The 19577-nt window shown below is 71.9% G+C and carries 14 protein-coding genes and 1 pseudogene; 7 read left to right on the top strand and 8 right to left on the bottom strand.

Going from position 1 to position 19577, the window contains the following annotated elements; all coding sequences use genetic code 11:
• The first annotated feature begins 19 nt into the window (after positions 1-19).
• The gene (locus tag ACZ4AA_RS09825; RefSeq protein WP_467598286.1) at positions 20-766 is read left to right on the top strand and encodes a L,D-transpeptidase family protein; all 747 of its coding nucleotides are present in this window, start codon (positions 20-22) and stop codon (positions 764-766) included.
• Between the two features lie 16 nt (positions 767-782).
• Here the strand turns inward: ACZ4AA_RS09825 and ACZ4AA_RS09820 are convergent, their stop codons facing one another.
• Together ACZ4AA_RS09820 and ACZ4AA_RS09815 are read right to left on the bottom strand one after the other, a co-directional pair.
• Positions 783-3719: an FAD-binding and (Fe-S)-binding domain-containing protein gene (locus ACZ4AA_RS09820; RefSeq protein WP_467598283.1), complete on the bottom strand. Its 2937-nt coding sequence runs from the start codon at positions 3717-3719 to the stop codon at positions 783-785.
• 269 nt (positions 3720-3988) lie between these two features.
• Positions 3989-4444, bottom strand: coding sequence for a MarR family winged helix-turn-helix transcriptional regulator (locus tag ACZ4AA_RS09815; RefSeq protein ID WP_467598279.1), 456 nt, complete (start codon positions 4442-4444; stop codon positions 3989-3991).
• A 125-nt stretch (positions 4445-4569) separates the two neighbouring features.
• Between ACZ4AA_RS09815 and ACZ4AA_RS09810 the strand changes: the two genes are divergently transcribed.
• Both ACZ4AA_RS09810 and mltG read left to right on the top strand, forming a co-directional pair.
• Entirely contained in the window at positions 4570-6402 is a 1833-nt protein-coding gene (locus tag ACZ4AA_RS09810; RefSeq protein WP_467598276.1) for an ABC transporter ATP-binding protein, read from the top strand.
• Between the two features lie 44 nt (positions 6403-6446).
• Positions 6447-7286 (top strand): annotated as a pseudogene (gene mltG, locus ACZ4AA_RS09805) (endolytic transglycosylase MltG); the annotation flags it as partial.
• A gap of 209 nt (positions 7287-7495) precedes the next feature.
• Here the strand turns inward: mltG and ACZ4AA_RS09800 are convergent.
• Positions 7496-8569 carry an NAD(P)-binding domain-containing protein gene (locus tag ACZ4AA_RS09800; RefSeq protein ID WP_467598273.1) on the bottom strand — a complete coding sequence of 358 codons (1074 nt, stop codon included), beginning with the start codon at positions 8567-8569 and terminating at the stop codon, positions 7496-7498.
• 164 nt (positions 8570-8733) lie between these two features.
• Here ACZ4AA_RS09800 and ACZ4AA_RS09795 point away from each other — a divergent pair, with 164 nt between their 5' ends.
• The gene (locus ACZ4AA_RS09795) at positions 8734-9156 is read left to right on the top strand and encodes a secondary thiamine-phosphate synthase enzyme YjbQ (RefSeq protein WP_467598270.1); all 423 of its coding nucleotides are present in this window, start codon (positions 8734-8736) and stop codon (positions 9154-9156) included.
• 107 nt (positions 9157-9263) lie between these two features.
• Here ACZ4AA_RS09795 and ACZ4AA_RS09790 read toward each other — a convergent pair whose 3' ends face one another.
• From ACZ4AA_RS09790 to ACZ4AA_RS09780, 3 genes are all read right to left on the bottom strand, one after another.
• Entirely contained in the window at positions 9264-10844 is a 1581-nt protein-coding gene (locus ACZ4AA_RS09790) for a multicopper oxidase family protein (RefSeq protein WP_467598267.1), read from the bottom strand.
• Between the two features lie 411 nt (positions 10845-11255).
• A complete protein-coding gene (locus tag ACZ4AA_RS09785) occupies positions 11256-13025 on the bottom strand; it encodes a SpoIIE family protein phosphatase (protein ID WP_467598264.1) in 1770 nt (589 codons plus the stop codon).
• Between the two features lie 51 nt (positions 13026-13076).
• Positions 13077-13757, bottom strand: a complete 681-nt coding sequence (locus ACZ4AA_RS09780) for a class I SAM-dependent DNA methyltransferase (protein WP_467598261.1) — start codon at positions 13755-13757, stop codon at positions 13077-13079.
• Between the two features lie 563 nt (positions 13758-14320).
• Here ACZ4AA_RS09780 and ACZ4AA_RS09775 point away from each other — a divergent pair.
• Positions 14321-15385 (top strand): NAD(+)/NADH kinase, encoded by a 1065-nt coding sequence (locus ACZ4AA_RS09775; RefSeq protein WP_467598258.1) that lies wholly within the window; start codon positions 14321-14323, stop codon positions 15383-15385.
• Positions 15386-15548: 163 nt separating this feature from the next.
• Positions 15549-16178, top strand: coding sequence for a dihydrofolate reductase family protein (locus tag ACZ4AA_RS09770; protein ID WP_467598255.1), 630 nt, complete (start codon positions 15549-15551; stop codon positions 16176-16178).
• Between the two features lie 61 nt (positions 16179-16239).
• Here ACZ4AA_RS09770 and ACZ4AA_RS09765 read toward each other — a convergent pair whose 3' ends face one another.
• Both ACZ4AA_RS09765 and ACZ4AA_RS09760 read right to left on the bottom strand, forming a co-directional pair.
• Positions 16240-16878, bottom strand: coding sequence for a TetR/AcrR family transcriptional regulator (locus tag ACZ4AA_RS09765; RefSeq protein WP_467598252.1), 639 nt, complete (start codon positions 16876-16878; stop codon positions 16240-16242).
• 299 nt (positions 16879-17177) lie between these two features.
• A complete protein-coding gene (locus tag ACZ4AA_RS09760) occupies positions 17178-17654 on the bottom strand; it encodes an Lrp/AsnC family transcriptional regulator (protein ID WP_467598249.1) in 477 nt (158 codons plus the stop codon).
• Positions 17655-17894: 240 nt separating this feature from the next.
• On the opposite strand from ACZ4AA_RS09760, the gene ACZ4AA_RS09755 reads away from it, so the two are divergent.
• Positions 17895-19394, top strand: a complete 1500-nt coding sequence (locus tag ACZ4AA_RS09755; protein ID WP_467598246.1) for an FUSC family protein — start codon at positions 17895-17897, stop codon at positions 19392-19394.
• Positions 19395-19577: the final 183 nt, after the last annotated feature.

Genomic DNA, 19577 nt, shown 5'->3' with positions numbered 1-19577 from the left:
TGGTGCGAGGATGGGCGGCATGCGAAAGAACGGTGCGATGCGTACGGGGTTCGCGGCCATGGTCTGCGGGGCGATCGCGGTCACCCTCTCGGCCTGCGGCGCGGAGGGCGGAAGCGACGGCGGTGTGAAGGGCCATGCGGGGGGCCGCGGCGAGGCCGCCCGTACGAGTGCGCCCGCGGTGGACCCCACACGCATCCCGGACGTGGGCGACCGCCTTCAGCAGCGGATCCCCTCCGACTCCCGCCAGGTCCTGGCGGTGTACGGCGACGGCAAGGACTCCGCCGACTCGACCGCCGTGCTGTACACGAAGTCCGGCAAGACCTGGGAGAAGACGCGCAGCTGGGCCGCGCACAACGGGAAGAAGGGCTGGACCCTCGACCATCACGAGGACGACAAACGCAGTCCCGTCGGTGTGTACACCCTCAGCGACGCCGGTGGTGTGCTCGACGACCCGGGCGCCCGGTTGCCGTACACGCAGTCCGAGACGTTCCAGGCACCGCACTACTGGGCCAAGTCGCACTGGCACGACTTCGACTACGTCATCGCCATCGACTACAACCGCCTCAAGGGCAATCCGCCGGACGATCCGACCCGGCCCTGGGGTGACGAGAAGGGAGGCGGCATCTGGGTGCACATGGACCACGGCAGCGGCACATCCGCTTGCGTGAGCCTGCCGAAGCCGGCCATGGAGTACCTCCTGCGCACCCTCGACCCCGAACAGCACCCCGTGGTGGTGATGGGAGACAAGGCGGACCTGAAGGACTAGGTCGTGTCCGCAGGGCCTATCGCCTGTCCGGTGGGCCGGGGCGCGTCGCGTGTTCCAGGGTCAGGAGGGCGGAGCGGTAGTCGCGGCCCGTCGCGTGATCCATGCCCACCTCGCACATGCGGTTGGCCGACAGATGCGCGTCGAAGGCGCGGGAGGTCACGAACGCCGCCTCCTCGCGGGTGGCCGACTCGGTGAGTTCCCTGTGGAGCATGCCGCGGTCGCCCGCGAAGGCGCAGCACCCGGCGTCCTCGGGCACCACCACCTCGTCCGCGCATGCCTCGGCCACCGCGCGCAGTTGTTCCTCGTCTCCCAAGTGCCGCATGGAACAGGTCGGATGGAGGACGGCGGAGCCGAGGGTGCGGCGCACGGTGAGGTGGGGGAGGAGTTCCTCGGCGGCCCACACCAGTGAGTCGGCGACCCGCAGTTCGGCGTGCAACTCCCGGTTGTCGGCGGTCAGATGCGGTACGACCTCGCGCGCGATGCCGAGTGTGCACGACGAGGCGTCCACGACCAGCGGCAGTCTGCCGCCGGCCGTCCAGCCCCAGGCCGCCTCGACGATGCGGTTGGCCATCACGGCGTTGCCCGCGTCGTACCCCTTGGAGTGCCAGATCGTCGCGCAGCACGTTCCCCGTACGTCGTCCGGAATCCACACCGGCCTTCCCGCGCGTGCGGAGACCGCGACGACGGCCCGCGCGAGCGACACGTCCCCCGGACTGCCGAAGATGCGGTTGACACAGGCCGGGTAGTAGACGGCGACAGCCCCCACGCGCGCGGTGCGGGGCATGGCGGAGGGAGCGGCCCCGGGCATCCGCGGCAGCCATTCGGGCATCAGATCGGGGCGTACGGCCCTGCGGACCATCCGCGTCACGGCGTTCACCCGCCCGTCTCCGATCCGGTCCGCGGCGGCGACGGCCAGCCGCGCCGAGACTTCGAGCGCTCCGAAGTGCCGCGCGGCGAACGCGGCCGTCTTCTCCTCGCGCGGCGTGTGCCGTGCGTGCCGGAACGTCCTCATCAGGGCGCCCGTGTCGATGCCGACAGGGCAGGCCAGTCCGCAGGTCGAGTCGCCCGCGCAGGTGTCCACGGCGTCGTATCCGTAGGCCTCCAGGAGGCTGCTCTCGACCGGGGAACCGTCGGGCTGGCGCGTCATCTCACGGCGCAGCACGATCCGTTGGCGCGGTGTGGTCGTCACGTCCCGGCTGGGGCAGGTCGGTTCGCAGAAGCCGCACTCGATGCAGGGGTCGGCGATCGCCTCGATCCGCGGGATCGTCTTCAGGCCCCGTACGTGCGCACGCGGATCACGGTCGAGCACGATGCGGGGCGCGAGCACGCCGTCCGGATCGATCAGCCGCTTCGTCCGCCACATCAACTCCGTGGCTCTGGGCCCCCATTCGAGTTCCAGGAAGGGCGCGATGTTGCGTCCGGTGGCGTGCTCGGCCTTCAGGGAGCCGTCGAAGCGGTCGACGGTGAGCCGGCAGAACGCGTCCATGAAGGAGGCGTACCGTTCCACGTCGGCGGGCTCGGACGCGTCGAAGGCCAGCAGGAAGTGCAGATTGCCGTGGGCGGCGTGGCCCGCGACGGCGGCGTCGAAGCCGTGCCTGCTCTGGAGGCCCAGCAGCGCCTCGCAGGCCTCGGCCAGCCGCTCCGGCGGTACGGCGAAGTCCTCCGTGATCAGGGTCGTGCCGGACGGGCGCGCTCCGCCGACCGCCGTGACGAACGCCTTGCGGGCCTTCCAGTAGCCGGCGACGGTCTCCCGGTCGCGGGTGAGGGAGTTCGTCACCGAGGGCACGGGGGACACCAGCGGCAGCCCTTCCAGCACCGCGCGGGCCCGTTCCTCGTACGCCTCCTGCGCGGTCTCGTCCGGGGCGCGGAACTCCACGAGCAGCGCGGCCGTCGGGCCCGGCAGGTCGGCCCAGTCCCCGGGCACGCCCTCGACGGCCACGGAGGCGCGCAGGGTGTTGCCGTCCATCAGCTCGACGGCCGAGGCGCCGGCCGCGGTGAGCAGCGGCACGGCGGCGGCCGCGGCCGGCAGCGAGCCGAAGAAGAGCAGTGCGGCGGAGACCCGGCGGTCCAGCGGCAGGGTGTCGAACACGACCTCCGAGATGAACCCGAAGGTGCCCTGCGAGCCGACCATCAGACCGCGCAGGATCTCCACGGGCGTCGAGCCGTCCAGGAAGGCGTCCAGACGGTAGCCGTTGGTGTTCTTGATCGCGTACTTGGCCCGGATGCGGTCGACCAGCCCGGCGTCCGCCTCGATCTCCGCCTTGAGCGCCAAGAGACCGGCGCACAGGGCCGGTTCCGCTCGCGCCAGCCGCGCGTCGGCGTCCGGTTCGGCCGTGTCCACGACCGTGCCGGACGGCAGGACGAAGGTGAGCGAGGCGAGGGTGACGTAGGAGTTGCGGGTGGTACCTGCCGTCATGCCGGAGGCGTTGTTCGCGACCACGCCGCCGACCGTGCAGGCGATCGCGCTGGCCGGATCGGGGCCGAGCACGCGCCCGTGCCGCACGAGCGCGGCGTTGACGCGGGCCACGGTCGTGCCCGGGGCGATCCGGACCCGGGCTCCGCCGTCGAGGACCTCGATCCCGGTCCAGTGCCTGCGGACGTCGACGAGGATGTCCTCGCCCTGCGCCTGGCCGTTGAGCGAGGTGCCGGCCGCCCGGAACACCACCTCGCGGCCCCTGCCGTGGGCGTACGAAAGGACGGCCGAGACGTCGTCGATGTCCTCGGGGACCACCACGACGCGCGGCACGAAACGGTACGGGCTGGCGTCGGAGGCGTAGCGCACGAGGTCGGAGATCCCGGTCAGCACCTTGCCGGCGCCGAGCAGGGCGGTCAGTTCGCCGCGCAGTGGCTCGGGAGTGCCCCCGGCCCGGTCCTCGGGGACCCGGTCGGCCGCCGGGGCACCGGGACGCGCGTCGGGACGCAGCTTGTCGGGGTCGGGCTCCAGCAGCGGCATCGGACCACTCCTCACAGGCTCACCGAACAGCGCTGCCCGGGCCGGCCACCCGAACCCCCGGACCGCCCACCCGAGCTCCTGGATCGGTCGCCCGGACCGCCCGACCGCCCGACCGCCCGACCGCCCGGCCGCCCGGATCGGCCGCAGGGCCCGCACGGACCGCCCGGACCGGCCGCACAGGGCCGCCAGACGCATCGCCCCGGCCGCCGAGGCAGACGCCGCCGGTCCGAGCGGCGCGACTCAGGAGAGGCGTACCGCGCCGAGTCCGCTCAGCAGCGGTGCTCCACCCTCGGCATGCCGTCGACCAAGGTGTCCAGCAGTCCGCCGAGCACCTCGCGCTGTTCGTCCGTCAATGGAGCCAGGATCTCGTCAGCGGCGCTTCGGCGCACGGCGCGCAGCTCTCGGAGCGCCTTGCGTCCCTCGTCCGTGACCTCGATACGGATCACCCGGCGATTGGTCGGATCGGGTACCCGGCGCACCTTGCCGCTCGCCTCCAGGCCGTCGACGAGTGTGGTCACCGCGCGCGGCACCACTTCGAGACGCTCGGCGAGATCGGCCATTCGGGGCGGTGAGGCGTAGTGCGCGAGGGAGCGCAGCAGCCGGGACTGAGCGGGGGTGATGCCCAGCTCGCGCTGCTCCAGATGGCGCTTCTGGATGCGGTGCACGCGGCGTGTCAGACGCAGCAGCTGCTCGGCGAGCAGGCCGTCGGCATCGGGGGTGGTCATGCGGGAACAATATCAGGATGCCGTTCATTGTGAGTATAGGTAACAATGAGCTGGGATCCGTCAGTCGTCGGATCCCCATCGATGTCCCGTCGTCGAGGTTCCCGTCGCCGACGTTCCCGCCATCGATGGTCCTGTCTTCCCAGTTTCCTAGGAGTCCATTGCGTCCCGAACAGCCCGCCTGGAACCCGCCACCCGCCGACAAGGACCAACCACGGCAGGTGCGCCGCATCCTCCGCCTCTTCCGGCCCTACCGCGGCCGCCTCGCCGTCGTCGGCCTGCTGGTGGGCGCCGCGTCCCTCGTGGGCGTGGCCACCCCCTTCCTGCTGAAGGCGATCCTGGACACCGCGATCCCCGAAGGGCGTACGGGTCTGCTGACCCTGCTCGCGCTCGGCATGATCGCGAGCGCTGTCCTGAGCGGCGTCTTCGGCGTCCTTCAGACGCTGATCTCCACCACCGTCGGCCAACGCGTGATGCACGATCTGCGCACCGCCGTCTACGGCCGTCTCCAGCGCATGTCGCTCGCGTTCTTCACCAGGACACGCACGGGCGAGGTCCAGTCCCGCATCGCCAACGACATCGGCGGGATGCAGGCGACCGTCACCTCCACCGCCACCTCGCTGGTCTCCAACCTCACCAGCGTCGTCGCCACGATCGTCGCGATGGTGGCCCTGGACTGGCGCCTGACCGTCGTCTCCCTGCTGCTTCTGCCGGTCTTCGTGTGGATCAGCCGCCGGGTCGGCAACGAACGCAAGAAGATCACCACCCAGCGTCAGAAGCAGATGGCGGTGATGGCCGCGACCGTCACCGAGTCGCTCTCCGTCAGCGGCATCCTGCTCGGGCGCACGATGGGCCGGGCCGACTCGCTGACGAAGTCCTTCGCGGAGGAGTCCGAGGGCCTTGTCGACCTCGAGGTGAGGTCGAACATGGCGGGACGCTGGCGCATGTCCGTCATCGGCATCGTCATGGCCGGCATGCCCGCCGTCATCTACTGGGCCGCGGGCGTGGCCCTTCAGCTCGGCGGCCCCTCCATATCGGTCGGCACGCTCGTCGCCTTCGTCTCGCTCCAGCAGGGCCTGTTCCGGCCGACGGTCAGCCTGCTGTCCACCGGTGTGCAGATCCAGACCTCGCTCGCGCTCTTCCAGCGCATCTTCGAGTACCTCGACCTGCCCATCGACATCACCGAGCGCGAGAACCCCGTCCACCTGGACCAGGTCAAGGGCGAGATCCGCTTCGAGGACGTCGAGTTCCGCTACGACGACAAGGGCGCCCCGATCCTCGAAGGCATCGACATCACCGTCCCGGCCGGCGGCAGCCTCGCCGTCGTCGGTCCCACCGGCTCCGGCAAGTCCACGCTCAGCTATCTGGTGCCCCGGCTGTACGACGTCACGGGCGGACGGGTGACCCTGGACGGGGTCGATGTCCGTGACCTCGACTTCGACACCATCGCGCGCGCGGTCGGCGTCGTCTCCCAGGAGACGTACCTCTTCCACGCCTCGGTCGCCGAGAACCTGCGCTTCGCCAAGCCGGACGCCACCGACGAGGAACTGCACACCGCGGCGCGAGCCGCCCAGATCCACGACCACATCGCGTCGCTGCCCGACGGGTACGACACGGTCGTCGGCGAACGCGGGCACCGGTTCTCCGGCGGCGAGAAGCAGCGCCTCGCCATCGCGCGCACGATCCTGCGTGACCCGCCCGTGCTCATCCTCGACGAGGCGACCAGCGCCCTGGACACCCGAACGGAGCACGCCGTCCAGGAGGCCATCGACGCCCTGTCGGCCAACCGCACCACGCTCACCATCGCGCACCGGCTGTCCACGATCCGCGGCGCCGACCAGATCGTCGTCCTGGACTCGGGTCACGCGGTCGAGCGCGGCACGCACGAGGAGTTGCTGGCGGGGGAGGGGCGCTACGCCGCACTCGTCCACCGGGACGCCCAACTGGAGCCGACAAGATGACGATATGCCGGGTTTGCGGGCAATAGCGCGTTACCGTGCCCGTTATGCAGACGAACACTCCGCCACGGAGCACGATCCGACTGACGCGCCGGGGCCGGGTCGCCCTCATCGCGACCGGCGCCGTCGTGGCGGCCACCGCCGTGGCGGTGCCGCTGCTGAGCACGGGGGACGACGACGGGCGGCCGACATCGCTCGTCGTCCCGGAGGGCTGGCGTTCCGGACAGGTCTACGCGGCCGTCGACAAGGCCCTCGGAATTCCCGCGGGCACGACCAGGAAGTCCCTGGCGAAAGCCCACCTCAAGCTCCCGAACGACGCCGGGGGAAACCCTGAGGGCTACCTCTTCCCGGCGACGTATCCGATCGGCACGAAGGCGACTCCGGAGTCCCTGCTCACGTCCATGGTCGACACCGCCGGGAAGAAGTTCAACGGGGCGCCGATCGCGGCGGGCGCGCAGCGCAACGCCATGAACGTCTATCAGGCGGTCACCGTCGCGAGCATCGTGCAGGCGGAGGCGGCGACAGCGGCGGACATGGGCAAGGTGGCCCGGGTCGTCTACAACCGTCTGGAGCGCGGTATGCCGCTCCAGATGGACTCGACCCTCAACTACGCGCTGAACCGCTCCACCTTGAGCACCAGTGAGGCCGACACCAGGCTCGACAGTCCCTACAACTCCTACCGGCGCATGGGCCTGCCGCCCACCCCGATCGCCAACCCCGGCGAGGCGGCGATGCGTGTCGCCGTCAACCCGCCCGCGGGCGACTGGCTCTACTTCGTCACGGTCAAGCCGGGCGACACCCGCTTCACGTCAAGTTACGAGGAACACCAGCGCAACGTGGCCGAGTTCAACCGGCTCCACCACAAGGGCGCGTCCCCCGCCGCCTCGGCCACGGCCTCTCGGCCGGCGTCTCCCGCGGTCACCCGGGCGGCCACTCCCACGGTCTCCCCGGCCACCAGCCCGGCAGTCCCGTCCGCGGCCTCGGCCGCCACCGCTCCCGTCGCGTCACCCACGGCTCCGCCCGTCGCCTCGACGGCCGTCACACCCGCGGAGACCCCCACCGTCATTCCCACGAACTGACGGCCGCGCGCGGGGCGTCACACGGCGACCGGTTCCTTCGCCAGCAAGTGACGGATGTCCCGTACGGCTGCCCGGCCGGCCCGGTTGGCGCCGATCGTGCTCGCCGATGGCCCGTAGCCGACCAGATGGATGCGCGGATCCGCGACCACGCGCGTCCCCTCGACCCGGATGCCGCCGCCCCGCTCGCGCAGCCGCAGCGGCGCCAGATGGTCGATCGCGGCCCGGAACCCTGTGGCCCACAGGATGACGTCGGCCTTCACGCGGGTCCCGTCCGCCCACTCCACGCCGTCCGGGGTGACGCGGTCGAACATCGGCCGCCGGTCCAGCACGCCGTCCGCCAGCCCCTGCCGGATCGCGTCGTTCAGCGGCAGCCCGGTGACCGAGACCACGCTGCGCGGCGGAAGGCCCTGCCGGACCCGTTCCTCGACGAGAGCGACGGCGGCCCGCCCGAACTCCTCGGTGAAGGGCCCCTCGCGGAAGACCGGGGGACGCCGGGTGACCCAGGTGGTCCCGGCGGCATGACCCGCGATCTCCATCAGATGCTGGGTGCCGGACGCACCGCCGCCCACGACGATCACGCGCCGCCCGGCGAACCACTCGGGTCCCGGGTACTGCGCCGTGTGCAACTGCCGTCCCCTGAAGGTCTCCTGGCCCGGGTAGCGGGGCCAGAACGGGCGGTCCCAGGTGCCCGTCGCGTTGATCAGCGCCCGCGTCGACCAGCTGCCTGAGTCGGTCTCCACGAGCAGCCGCCCGCCGCTCCCCTCCCGGACAGCCCTGACGTCGACGGGCCTTCGCACCCGCAGGCCGAAGGCGCGCTCGTACGCCTCGAAGTACTCCGCGACGACCTCGGAGGACGGACGGTCCGGGTCGGCGTCCGTGAGGTCCATCCCGGGCAGGGAGTGCATCCCATGGACCTTGCCGTACGTCAGTGACGGCCAGCGGAACTGCCAGGCCCCGCCCGGACGCGGCGCGTGGTCCAGCACCACGAAGTCCCGCTCGGGCTCGAAGCCCGTGCGCCGCAGGTGGTAGGCCGCCGCCAGACCGGCCTGCCCGGCTCCGACGACGACCACATCGACCTCGCGCGCACTCACCCCGGTGTCGTTCACGCCTCTGTGAACCGGGCCGGGGCCCTGGATCTTCCCGGCGGGCACCCACTGTGAGCCACCCGACCAACCCGTGCGCAGGACGAGCCGCCGCCGGATGTCGGGTGCCGTCGCCACAAGCCGGGAACCCGCGTATGGGAGAGGATCGAGGCATGTCCGATGCCTTCACCACGCAGGTCCTGAACATCTCCTCCGGCAGCTCGGAGACCGTCGTCGACCTCACGCGCGACTGCGAGGCCTTCCTCCGCGAGGTCGCGGCGGGCCGCGACGGTCTCCTGAACGTCTTCGTGCCGCACGCCACCGCCGGGATCGCCATCATCGAGACCGGCGCCGGCAGCGACGACGACCTGCTGACCGCGCTGCACTCGCTGCTTCCCGCTGACGACCGCTGGCAGCACCGCCACGGCAGCCCCGGGCACGGCCGCGACCATGTCCTCCCCGCCATCGTCCCGCCGCACGCGACCTTGCCGGTGGTGGACGGGCGTCTGGAGCTCGGGACATGGCAGTCGGTGTGCCTGGTGGACACGAACCGGGACAACCCGAACCGCCAGGTCCGCCTGAGTTTCCTCGGCTGACCCGCCGGGCCGCCACCGTCCGCCGGACCTCCGCGGCCCGGCGGGCCTCCACGGTCCAGGTCCGCCGGGCCTGCGGGACAGCCCGCCGGATCCCGACCCCGCCGGGGTCAGGCCCCGTACGCCAGCAGGGCCATCATCCCGGCCTCGCTGTGGTAGGCGTTGTGACAGTGCAGCATCCACTGCCCGGGGTTGTCGGCGTCGAAGACGACGGACACCTTCGACCGGGGCAGCACGATGGTGGTGTCCTTGCGCGCGCCGGTGTCGCCGAGCTGGTAGGTGTGTCCGTGCAGATGCATCGGGTGCCACATGTTCGTGGAGTTGACGAAGTCGAGCTGCACCCGCTGGCCCTCCTGCACGAGCAGCGGGTTCGAGGTCGGGTCGGCCATGTCGAACCGCCTGCCGTTGATGGCCCAGTCGTACTGGCCCATGCTGCCGGTCAGTTTGACGCGGACGACCTGATCGGGATCCTTGGCCTCCAGCCGTACGCCGTCGCTCGCGCGCAGCTGGTCGGCGCTCACCGTCCGGCCGTCCAGTTCGCCCGGCCGTACCGCCGGATCGGGCAGGGCCCCGGACCCGGTCCGCACGAGGGCCATGCCGGAGACGTCCTTGCCCTCGGCGAGCGCGACGAGCGGGAAGACGCCGGCGTCGAGGGTGACCAGCACGTCGTACCGCTCGCCCATGGCGACCAGTACGGCGTCGACCTCCTCGTGCTCGACGGGGAAGCCGTCGGTGTGGGTGATGGTCAGTTTGTGGCCGCCGAGCGCCACCCGGTACGCGGTGTCGGCGCCCGCGTTGACGATCCTCAGGCGGACACGGCTCCCCGGCTTGCCCGAGTAGACGGCCGGATCGGTCGCCACCCGCCCGTTGACCAGGTGGTACGGGTAGTTCACGTCCCCGGCCTCACGGCCCAGCAGAGGGCTGGCGGCGCCGAAGAGCCGGAACCGGGCCGACGCCCGGTCACCGGCGGAGGCGGACGGGGACGCGGGCGCCGACGGGTGCGCCGAGGACGCCGTCCCGCCCGATTCCGTGCTCTTCATGCCCATGCCGGACATCTGGTGGCTGAGCTCGGCGAAGACGTCGTCGGGTGTGCCGCTCACACCGTCGAGCCAGTCGTCGAGGACGACGACCCACTCGTCGTCGTACGACAGCGGCTCCCGGGGGTCCTCGATGATCAGCGGTGTGTACATGGCCCGGTCGACCTGGATGCCCACGTGCGGGTGGAAGAAGTACGTGCCGGGTTTGTCGGCGACGAAGCGGTACGTGAAGCTGGAGCCGGCCCGTACCGGGCTTTGCGTGACCGGCGGTACGCCGTCCATGTCGCTGCGCAGAGAGATGCCGTGCCAGTGGATGGACGTGGTGGTCGATCCGGGCAACTGGTTGGAGAGCTCGGCGGCGATCGTGTCGCCGACGGAGACGCGGACCTCCTTGCCGGGGATCTCCCCGTTGAAGGCCCAGGACTTGGCGCGGACTCCGCCGCCCAGGTCCAGGGTGGCCGGCGCGGCGGTCACGTTCAGGCTCCGGACCTTGCCCGTGGAGCCGCGCTTCTTGTCCACGCGGTCGACCTGGGAACCGTTCGGGCTGAGCAGTGCGGGGGTGTCGGGGGCGTTCCTGCCGCAGGCGGCGAGCAGGCCGGCGGTGCCTGCCGCTCCCAGTCCGGCGAGGACGGTGCGACGGTTGATGCTGTTCACGAGGAGTCCTCTTCTCGATGCGCGACACGCGGTTCGGGACGGTCCCCACACGGCGGACGGCGTCAGAGGACGCGGAGAGCCGTGGGGACGCTGCCTATGTGCGCGGCGGAGAGAGGAACGGCGGTCGGGGCGAGCGGTTCCGGCACGGTGCGGGCTGGAGTCACCGGCGCCGCTGCCGCGGAGGGGCAGGGGATCTCGTGACGCAGGGCTACGGCGGCCACGGGACACGGCGGCACGGGCAGACCGTGGACCCGGCGGGCGGCGCCCTCGAACCGGGCCCGGGGCAACTCTCGTACCGTCATCAGGGGAGTCCGCACTTCCTGCGAGCTAGGACCGCCACCATACCCTTCACGGGTATGCGAGCCCCGGAGGCGTCGATCAGGAATCAGCCGCTTGCGGACCGGGCGGCCCCTACTTGGGCGGGATCTTCTGCTCGAACCAGACGACCTTGCCGCTGCTCACTCGTGTCGCGCCCCAGCGCAGGGCGAGTTGATTGACCAGGCAGAGGCCGCGACCGCTCTCGTCCCCGGGTCCGGCCTGCCGCATCCTGGGGACCTGGGGAGAGTCGTCGGTCACCTCGCAGCGGAGCACATCGGTGCGCAGCAGGCGTAGCGAGAGGGGCCGCGAGGCGAACCGCACGGCGTTCGTCACGATCTCGCTGACCATGAGTTCCGTCGCGTCGACCAGGGAGTCGAGCCCCCAGCGGCGCAGGGCCCTGCGGGTCAGCCGACGCGCCTGGCCCGCGGTCATCGGGTGCGGGGCCAGGAACCAGTAGCCGACGCTGTCCGGCGGGAATCCCTCGAACCGCGCGGTCAGCAGGGCGATGTCGTCGTCCCGGTTTCCCGGACCGAGGGTTCCGAGGACGTCGTCGCAGAGGACCTCCAGCGAGGTCAGCCCACGGGCGGTGCCTTCGAGGCGGGTCCGCAGCGCCTCGACGCCGCTTCCGATGTCCGTGTCGCGGGACTCGACGAGTCCGTCGGTGTACAGCACGAGGGTCGCGCCGGTGGGCGCGGCCATCTCGACCGACTCGAAGACGACACCGCCGACGCCGATCGGGGCCCCGGGCGGGACCCCCAGCACCTCGGCCCGGCCGTCCTCGTACAGCAGGACGGCGGGCGGGTGGCCGGCGTTCGCCATCAGCAGGCGGTGCGAGATGGGGTCGTAGATCGCGTAGAGGCAGGTCGCGATGTGGTCGCTGCCCAGCCGTTGGGCCTGCTCGTCGAGATGGTGCAGGACCTCGTTGGGCGGAAGGTCGAGTCCGGCGAGCGTCTGCACGATGGTGCGCAGCTGGCCCATGATCGCGGCCGATGTCATCGAGTGGCCCATGACGTCGCCGACGATCAGGGCGACGCGGTTGCCGGGGAGGGGGATCGCGTCGTACCAGTCGCCGCCGACCTGGGCGGTCTTCGAGGCGGGCAGATAGCGGCTGGCCAGCCGGACACCGGTGGGTTCGGGCAGCGACGAGGGGAGCATCGTGTGCTGGAGGGTGTCCGCCACGGCGGCCTCGTGCCCGTACATCACCGCTTTCTGGACCCCGAGCGCGGTGTGCGTGGCGAGCTGGGACGCGACGAGCAGGTCGTCGCCGGTGAAGGCGGGTCGGTCCGCGCTCCGGAACAGGAGGACCGTGCCCATGACGTGATGGCTGCCGTGCAGCGGGGCGATGATCAGGCGGTGGCCCGGGGGCGTGTCCGGTGGGCGGGTCCCGGGCGCGAGCAGTTCGGCGACGGCCGGAGCGTTGCCCGGCGCGTCACCGAACGCCGGGCGCCCGTCCCGCAGCAGCTCCGAGAGCCGGCCGCTGCCGGCCGGCTCGACCCGCTCGGCGACCTCGGGGAGCGGCGGCGGGGCGGTGCCCGCCCGCGGGACGGCGTCGGCGCGTTCCGGTGCCGGCAACGCCCTTTCGGAGCTGTGCAGTTGAAGCACGACCGGAGCGGCCGAGCGCTCCGCACCCATGGGCAGCGGATCGTCGAGGTGGATGAAGACCGCGTCCGCGAACGCCGGCACGGCCGCCCGCCGCAGTTCCCGGAGCGTCTCGTCCAGATCCATTCCGCGGGCGATCCGCCGCGTCGCCACATCGAGATACCGGAGGCGGTCGGTCTGGGGCGCACGGCCGTCCGCCACGACGGCAGGCGGGAGGAGGCCCTGTGGCGGGGCGTCGGCCTCGTGGGTGGGGTGCTCGGTCACGCGTTCTGTCCCGTCGGTGGTGGCGCGGTCCGCGGCTCGGACTCGGCCTCCTCACTCACTCCGCCGGCAGCACAGGAACACCTGCTCCTCGGGCGGTACGTCGCTCACCGAGGGGGCGTACGTGTACGAGGTGTCCTCGACGATCTCGAAGCCGGCCTCCTCGATGACCTTGTGCAGGTCCTCCCGCAGATAGCCGGAGACCCGGATCGTGTTCCCGAGGAACGGGATGGCGAAGTCGTCCACGTCGGCCTCGACCATCGACAGGACGAACAGGCCCCCGGGCGTGAGCAGATGACGGATCGTCCGCAGGGCGAGGGGAATCTCCGCGCGCGGCAGCATCAGCAGCGAGAAGAAGGCGGCGACGCCGTCGAAGCGCCCGAGGTCGCGCGGGCCGTCCGGGCGCAGGTCGGCGAGGTCCAGCTGATGGAACGTCGCGCCGGGTACGTAGGCGCTCGCGAGTTCCACCATGCGGGCGGAGAGGTCGACCCCCACGACCTCGAACCCGGCGGCCGCCAGCTGGCGTGCGGTCGGCACCCCCGTGCCGCAGCCGAGATCCAGGACCCGCGCTCCCTCGCTCAGCGACCTGACCAGCCAGTCGCCCGCGGTGACCTGGCCTTCCTTGTGCGGAAAGGCCTCGTCATAGCGGTCGCCGATGGCGTCGAAGGCTTCGGCCTGGCCTTTGCGGTCGAGCAGGACGCTCTCGTAATCGGCCCCGTGGTTGCTGTTGATCACGAAAGGAACCTTTCATGGGGGTGGTCGAACCAGTCCGCAATGCGGATGAAAGCGGACGTGACGGGACCTCCGAGCCATGTGGATCGCTCAGGAGTCGTCAATTCGAGACGATAGTCGTTCAGTGTTCGGCAGGGTGCCCAAGTGTCCGAAATTGTTCGACCGGCGGAACGGCTCCCGTGAGGACTGCCCGGCTGCTGACGACGTACGAACTCGGCCCGAACGGAAGCGAGTTGCACTTCCCGGAAGACGCCGACACGGCTGGAATGCGTCCGGCGGAAGAGGGGAGCGGGAGCGGGGTGTGAGAGCGGGGCGTGCGGGCAACTCGGTTGCACCATGGGAGAGATGGTGAACTGCGCCTGGCGCGAGCCGAGTTGAGGCCGGTTCCTGGGACCCGTGCGCCGGGGCCCGGAGCGGTGCCGCGCGGTGACGTGTCGCGGGCCGGTGGCTCCTCCTGGGCCGAAGCGGCGGAGCGGTCAGCCCCCAGCCCCTCTCCTCCGTACCGAAATGTCGTATTCGTGGAAGGATCGAGTCGTGTCCCGGGCCCTACGTGGGTGGAGGTTGCCGTGTCCGTGCGTCGCGTCGGTCTGGTCGTCCACCAGGGAAGGTCGGCGGCCCAGGATGTCGCCCGCGCCGTGCACCGCTGGTGCGACGAGCGAGGTATCCGGTGCACCGACATCGACGTCTGGGCCAAGGACCAGAGGCGTCGCGGCGGACGCGCGGAGGCGGAGGCGGCGGGCAACCCGGATCTCGTCGTCACGCTCGGCGGGGACGGCACCTTCCTGCGCGGCGCCCGGATCGCGGTCAAGAGCGGCGCGACCGTGCTGGGCGTGGATCTCGGCAAGGTCGGGTTCCTGACCGAGGTGCCGGCCGCCGACGTCACCCGGGCCTTGCAGGAGGTCCACGAGGGGAAGGCCACCGTCGAGGAACGGATGACGCTGACCATGCGCGCCTCCCGGGCGCTGGAGGTCCCCGGGGGAATCGAGGCGGCGCTCTGCTACGGACGGGGGCCCGCCCTTCCTCCGCCGCAGGTCAGGGCCGAGTCGACGGACGGCGACGGCTGGGGGGTGGCGCTGGACGTCACGGCCCTGAACGATGTCGTCCTGGAGAAGCTGGCCCGGGACCACCAGGTCAGCGTCGGCGTCTATTTCGCCGGACGACGACTGGCCTCCTACTCGGCGGACGCCTTCGCCGTCGCCACCCCCACCGGATCGACCGCCTACAGTTTCGCCGCCGGCGGTCCCGTGCTCTCACCGCACATGGACGCCGTAGTCTTCACCCCCATCGCCCCGCACATGACCTTCAACCGCAGCGTCGTCGCCGCGCCGGACGAGCCCGTCGCCCTGCGGGTGCTGCCCCACTCGGGTCAGGCCGCCGTCAGCATCGACGGCCAGCTGCGCGGGGTCCTCGGACCCGGCGACTGGATCGGTGTCTTCCGGGCCCCGCGGCGGGTGCGTCTCATCCGGCTGCGCCCCACCGACTTCTACGGCCGGCTGCGCGACCGCTTCCGCCTCACCGACGCGCCGGCCACGGCGGCCGACACCGAACCCGCCCCGTTCTTCCGCCCCGACAACCCCGTCCCCCCGGACCTGGCAGGACTGCGCCTTCCGCCTCCCTCGGCCGCCCGCTGACGACGTCCCGCCGCCGAGGCGCTCCGGGGGATGGAGGCCCGCTGACGGCGGTGGCCGTGTCGTCCCGCACGGCCGGGGAACTTCGGGGAAGCTGTCGATCCAGGCACGTCCCGTTCGACGCACAGGTGAGAGAGCGGGAAACCACGGACCTAGGAGTACGGCCATGCCCAAACTGCGCGGACACAACATCACCGTCTCGTTGGACGGCTACGCCGCCGGCCCCGGCCAGTGCCTGGAGCACCCGCTCGGAGTGGGCTTCGAGGGCATGCACGAGTGGATGTTCGCCGCGATGCGCGACCTCGCCGACGGCAAGGAGGGGATCGACGTCGAGTACGTCCGGCGGAGCGAGGAGAACATCGGCGCCACCATCATGGGCCGCAACATGTTCGGGCCTCAGCGCGGACCGTGGGAGGACGAGTCGTGGACGGGCTGGTGGGGTCCCAACCCTCCGTACCACAACGATGTGTTCGTCCACACGCACCACCCGCGCCCGGAGGTCGCCATGGAGGGCGGAACGACGTTCCACTTCACCGGCGAACCCGTCGAGACGGTCCTCGCCCGCGCCTTCGAGGCGGCGGAGGGCAAGGACGTCCGGCTCGGCGGAGGAGCGTCCACCGTCCAGCAGTATCTGCGCGCGGGACTCTTCGACGAACTGCACCTGGCACTCGTCCCGCGGCTCCTGGGGCGCGGCGAGCGCCTCTTCGACAACCTCGGGGACGGGATCGACGGCTACCGGGTGGCCGAACTGGTCGGATCTCCCGCCGTGACCCACGTCCGGCTGGTCCGCCGCTGAGCGCCCACCGCCTTCCGGAGCGGTCCGGAAGGCGGTGACGAAAGCGCGGTTCCCCGCCGGCTCAGTCCTCCGGTACGGGGGCGGCCGGCCCCGGCGCGCCCACGCGCAGGCCGTCCGTCACCAGGTCCAGCAGACGGCGGGCGTCCGTCGGCCAGTCCCCGTGGCGGTCCAGGTGCCAGAGTCCGGCCACGGCGAGCAGGAAGTCGTCCGGAGTCACCCCGGGCCGAATCGTGCCCGCCTCCTCGTTGGTCCTCAGCAGGAGGGCGACGGCCGTGTGCACGGCTCCGTGGTCGAGCCTCGTGGTGACGTCCCGAGGGGTGCCGGTGGCCGTGCGCAGGGCCGCGGTCAGTCCCGCCTCGGCCATCGCGAACCGCGCGAGACGGTCCGTCCACTCCCGCAGTGCCCGGTCCGGTGGGCGGGTGGCGAGCAGGTGCGCCGCCGCGTCGGTCACCTGCCGCACCTCGTGGCGGTGAATCTCCGCGATGAGGGCCTCGCGGTGGTGGAAGTTGCGGTAGAAGGTCCCCTGACCGACCCCCGCCTTCCTCGCTATCGCGCTCAGCGGGGTGTCGGCGGAGCGGGTCAGCTCCGCCAGGGCCACGGCCAGGATGCGCTCGCGATTGCGTCGCGCGTCCGAGCGCAGCGGCCCGTCCGGACGTCTCGGCGCTCCCGGGCCCGCGGATGCGTCCTCGTCGGGGTGCACGCGTACTCCTTCCGGAACGAAGGCCGGACTCCTCCCGGCGGCGAGCCCGGACAGACCACCCGGGGCGCGACCGGACACCTGTCCACGGGCCGGGCGGCCTCGGACAACGGTCCGCTCGGGGTCCCCTGAATCCGCCGGCCCGCTCCGTGGAGCCCGAACCGTTCCGCGCGGTGTCCGGAACCTCTCGCCGACCGGCATTCTGGCGTACCCGGCGGAGTTACGGTCGGGGTCTTGGGAAGTGGCCGCCGGGCGCGTGCCGGCTCAGGAACGCGGGGCCTCGTGATCCGCCCGCGCCGTGCTCAGCGCCGTGCCGCCCGCCCGATCGACTCCACCAGCGGCAGCAGCCGGAACGGGACGCGTTCGCGCAGCGCCACCTCGGTGCGGGTGCGGACCACGCCCGGCAGGCTGATCAGCGCCTGGATCACGTCCTCCAGATGCGCGTTGTCACGCGCCGCGACCCGGGTGATGAGATCGCCGCCGCCGGTGATCGAGAACGCCTCGATGATCTCCGGTACGGCGGCGAGCGCGTCGCCCACGTCGTCCAGATGACCTTGCGTGACCTCGATGTGCACGAAGGCGAGCACGGGATGGCCGAGGGCCGCGGGGGACAGGGCCGGGCCCGTCCCGGTGATCACTCCGTCCCGCTCCAGCCGGTCGAGCCGGGCCTGGAGCGTGCCGCGGGCCACACCGAGCACCCGGGCGTACTCACGGACGCTGGTGCGCGGCCGCTCCAGGAGCAGCCGCAGGATGCGGGTGTCGAGCTCGTCCACGGGCATGGTCCGTTGGCCTCCTTGTGGCTGATGACGATCGCCTTCGACTGTACCAATGGCCCAGTCGATACCGCACGAGTTGAGCCAGTTCGCGGCCGCCGCGTACGTTGTCCGTATCGATGGCGCTGCGCAGCGCCGGACGGCAAGGACGCCGTACCGGACCCGCGGCGCCTTTCGCATGCGCGCCGCGCATGCAGACATCCGTGTTGAACGCGAAATGGGGGCGGGCCGCCGACGGTGAAGAAGATGTTCATGGCGCCGGATCCGGGACTGTTCCGGCTGCGGGTCTCGCTCCGGGCGGTTCTCGGTATCGGACTCGCGGTCACCGTGTGCCGGCTGGCCGGACTCTCGCTCCCCGCCTCGATCGCGGGCGGGCTCGCCGCGCTCCTCGCGCTGTTCACGGTCGGCGACCCGACCGTGCGCGGCCAGGCCGGCACCACCGCGCTGCTGCCGGTGGTGGGTTTCCCGGTCCTCGCGGCCGCGACCACCCTGCACGGGGCGCCGCTGCTGCGGGACGCGACCTGGCTCGCCGTCGTCTTCGCCGGGGTGTACGCCCGCCGCTTCGGCCCGCGCGGGCACGCGCTGGGCATCTTCGCGTTCATGATGTTCTTCACGACCCAGTTCCTGCACGCCGTGCCAGGCCAGCTCCCCCAGCTGTACGCCGCCGTCGCCCTGTCACTGGCGACGTCCTCGGCCGTCCGGTTCGGCGCCTGGTGCATCGAGCGGCGCAGCCCTCTGCCCGCGGCGCCGCTGCCGCTTGAGGGACGCGGACTGGCCCGCCCGGCCACCCGCCAGGCCTTCCAGGCGGCCGCGGCCTGCGGCTTCGCGCTCGCCGCGGGCCAGCTGATCTCGCACGACCGCTGGTACTGGGCCGTCGGCACCGCGTGGTGGATCTTCGTGAACACGGCCTCACGCGGGGAGACGCTGGTCCGCGGGTTCCGCCGGGTGGTCGGCACGCTCGTCGGGATCGTGGCCGGGCTCCTCGTGGCCGTACCGCTGCACGGAGCACCGGCACCGACCGCCGTCCTCGTCGCGGTGAGTGTCTTCGGGATCTTCTACACGGCCGCGCCCTCGTACAGCTGGATGATGTTCTTCGTCACCGTCATGGCGGGCCTGCTCTACGGGCTGCTCGGCGTCCTGCACCCGGGGCTGCTGGTCCTCCGGCTCGCCGAGACCGGTGTCGGCGCGCTCGGCGCCGCGCTCGCGGTCGCGCTCGTCCTCCCGATCACCACGCACACGGTCACCGACCGCTGGATCGAGCGCGCCCTGCACGCCGTGCACGGCTGCACCTCGGCCGCGGCCCGGCGGCTCGCGGGCGACGCCCAGGCCGACCCCGCCCCGCTCGCGGGGGAGCTCGAAGCGCTTCTGGGGCGGGTGCGGATGGCTCTCGCACCCCTGGTGCATCCGCTCAACCCGATGCGGCAGCGCAAGGAGCGGGCCCGGGCGATCCTCGCCCTGCTGGACGACTGCGCCCGAGAGGTACGAGGCCTCGCCGCCGTCGCGGCCGACCCGGACGCCTCGCACGACGTCCGTCTCACGGCGGCCTGCCGACGGGTCGAGTCGGCGATGGAGTCCCTGGTCGGCGCCGTGCCGGGCGGTCCGTCGGTGGCCCACCACGGCGTCCCCCGTCACCACCCGGGCGCCGAGCAGGCCCTCGTGCATCTGCACGGTCTGGAGCGGGCGCTCGTCGACATGGCGACACCGCTGCGCGGACCGGCACGCGACGCCCGGCTCGTCGGCGTCTGACGGCCTCCGGCGAACTCCGGCCGGGGTCCGGCTGCGAACCCGAGCCGTGTCCGGCCGCGTCCGGAGCCGGCGGTCCCCGGCCCTCCGGCCCCTGGTGTGCGATCCCGCGCCCGGGGGCCGTTCTCGTCAGAGCGGGCGGCGATCCTCCTGAAGATCCACTACGAGGCCTGGACGCCCGCTGGG

It is taken from the genome of Streptomyces sp. NPDC024698 (assembly GCF_055559015.1).
Note: the sequence above shows the minus strand (reverse complement) of the source record. Positions and strands in the feature narration are given on the sequence as shown.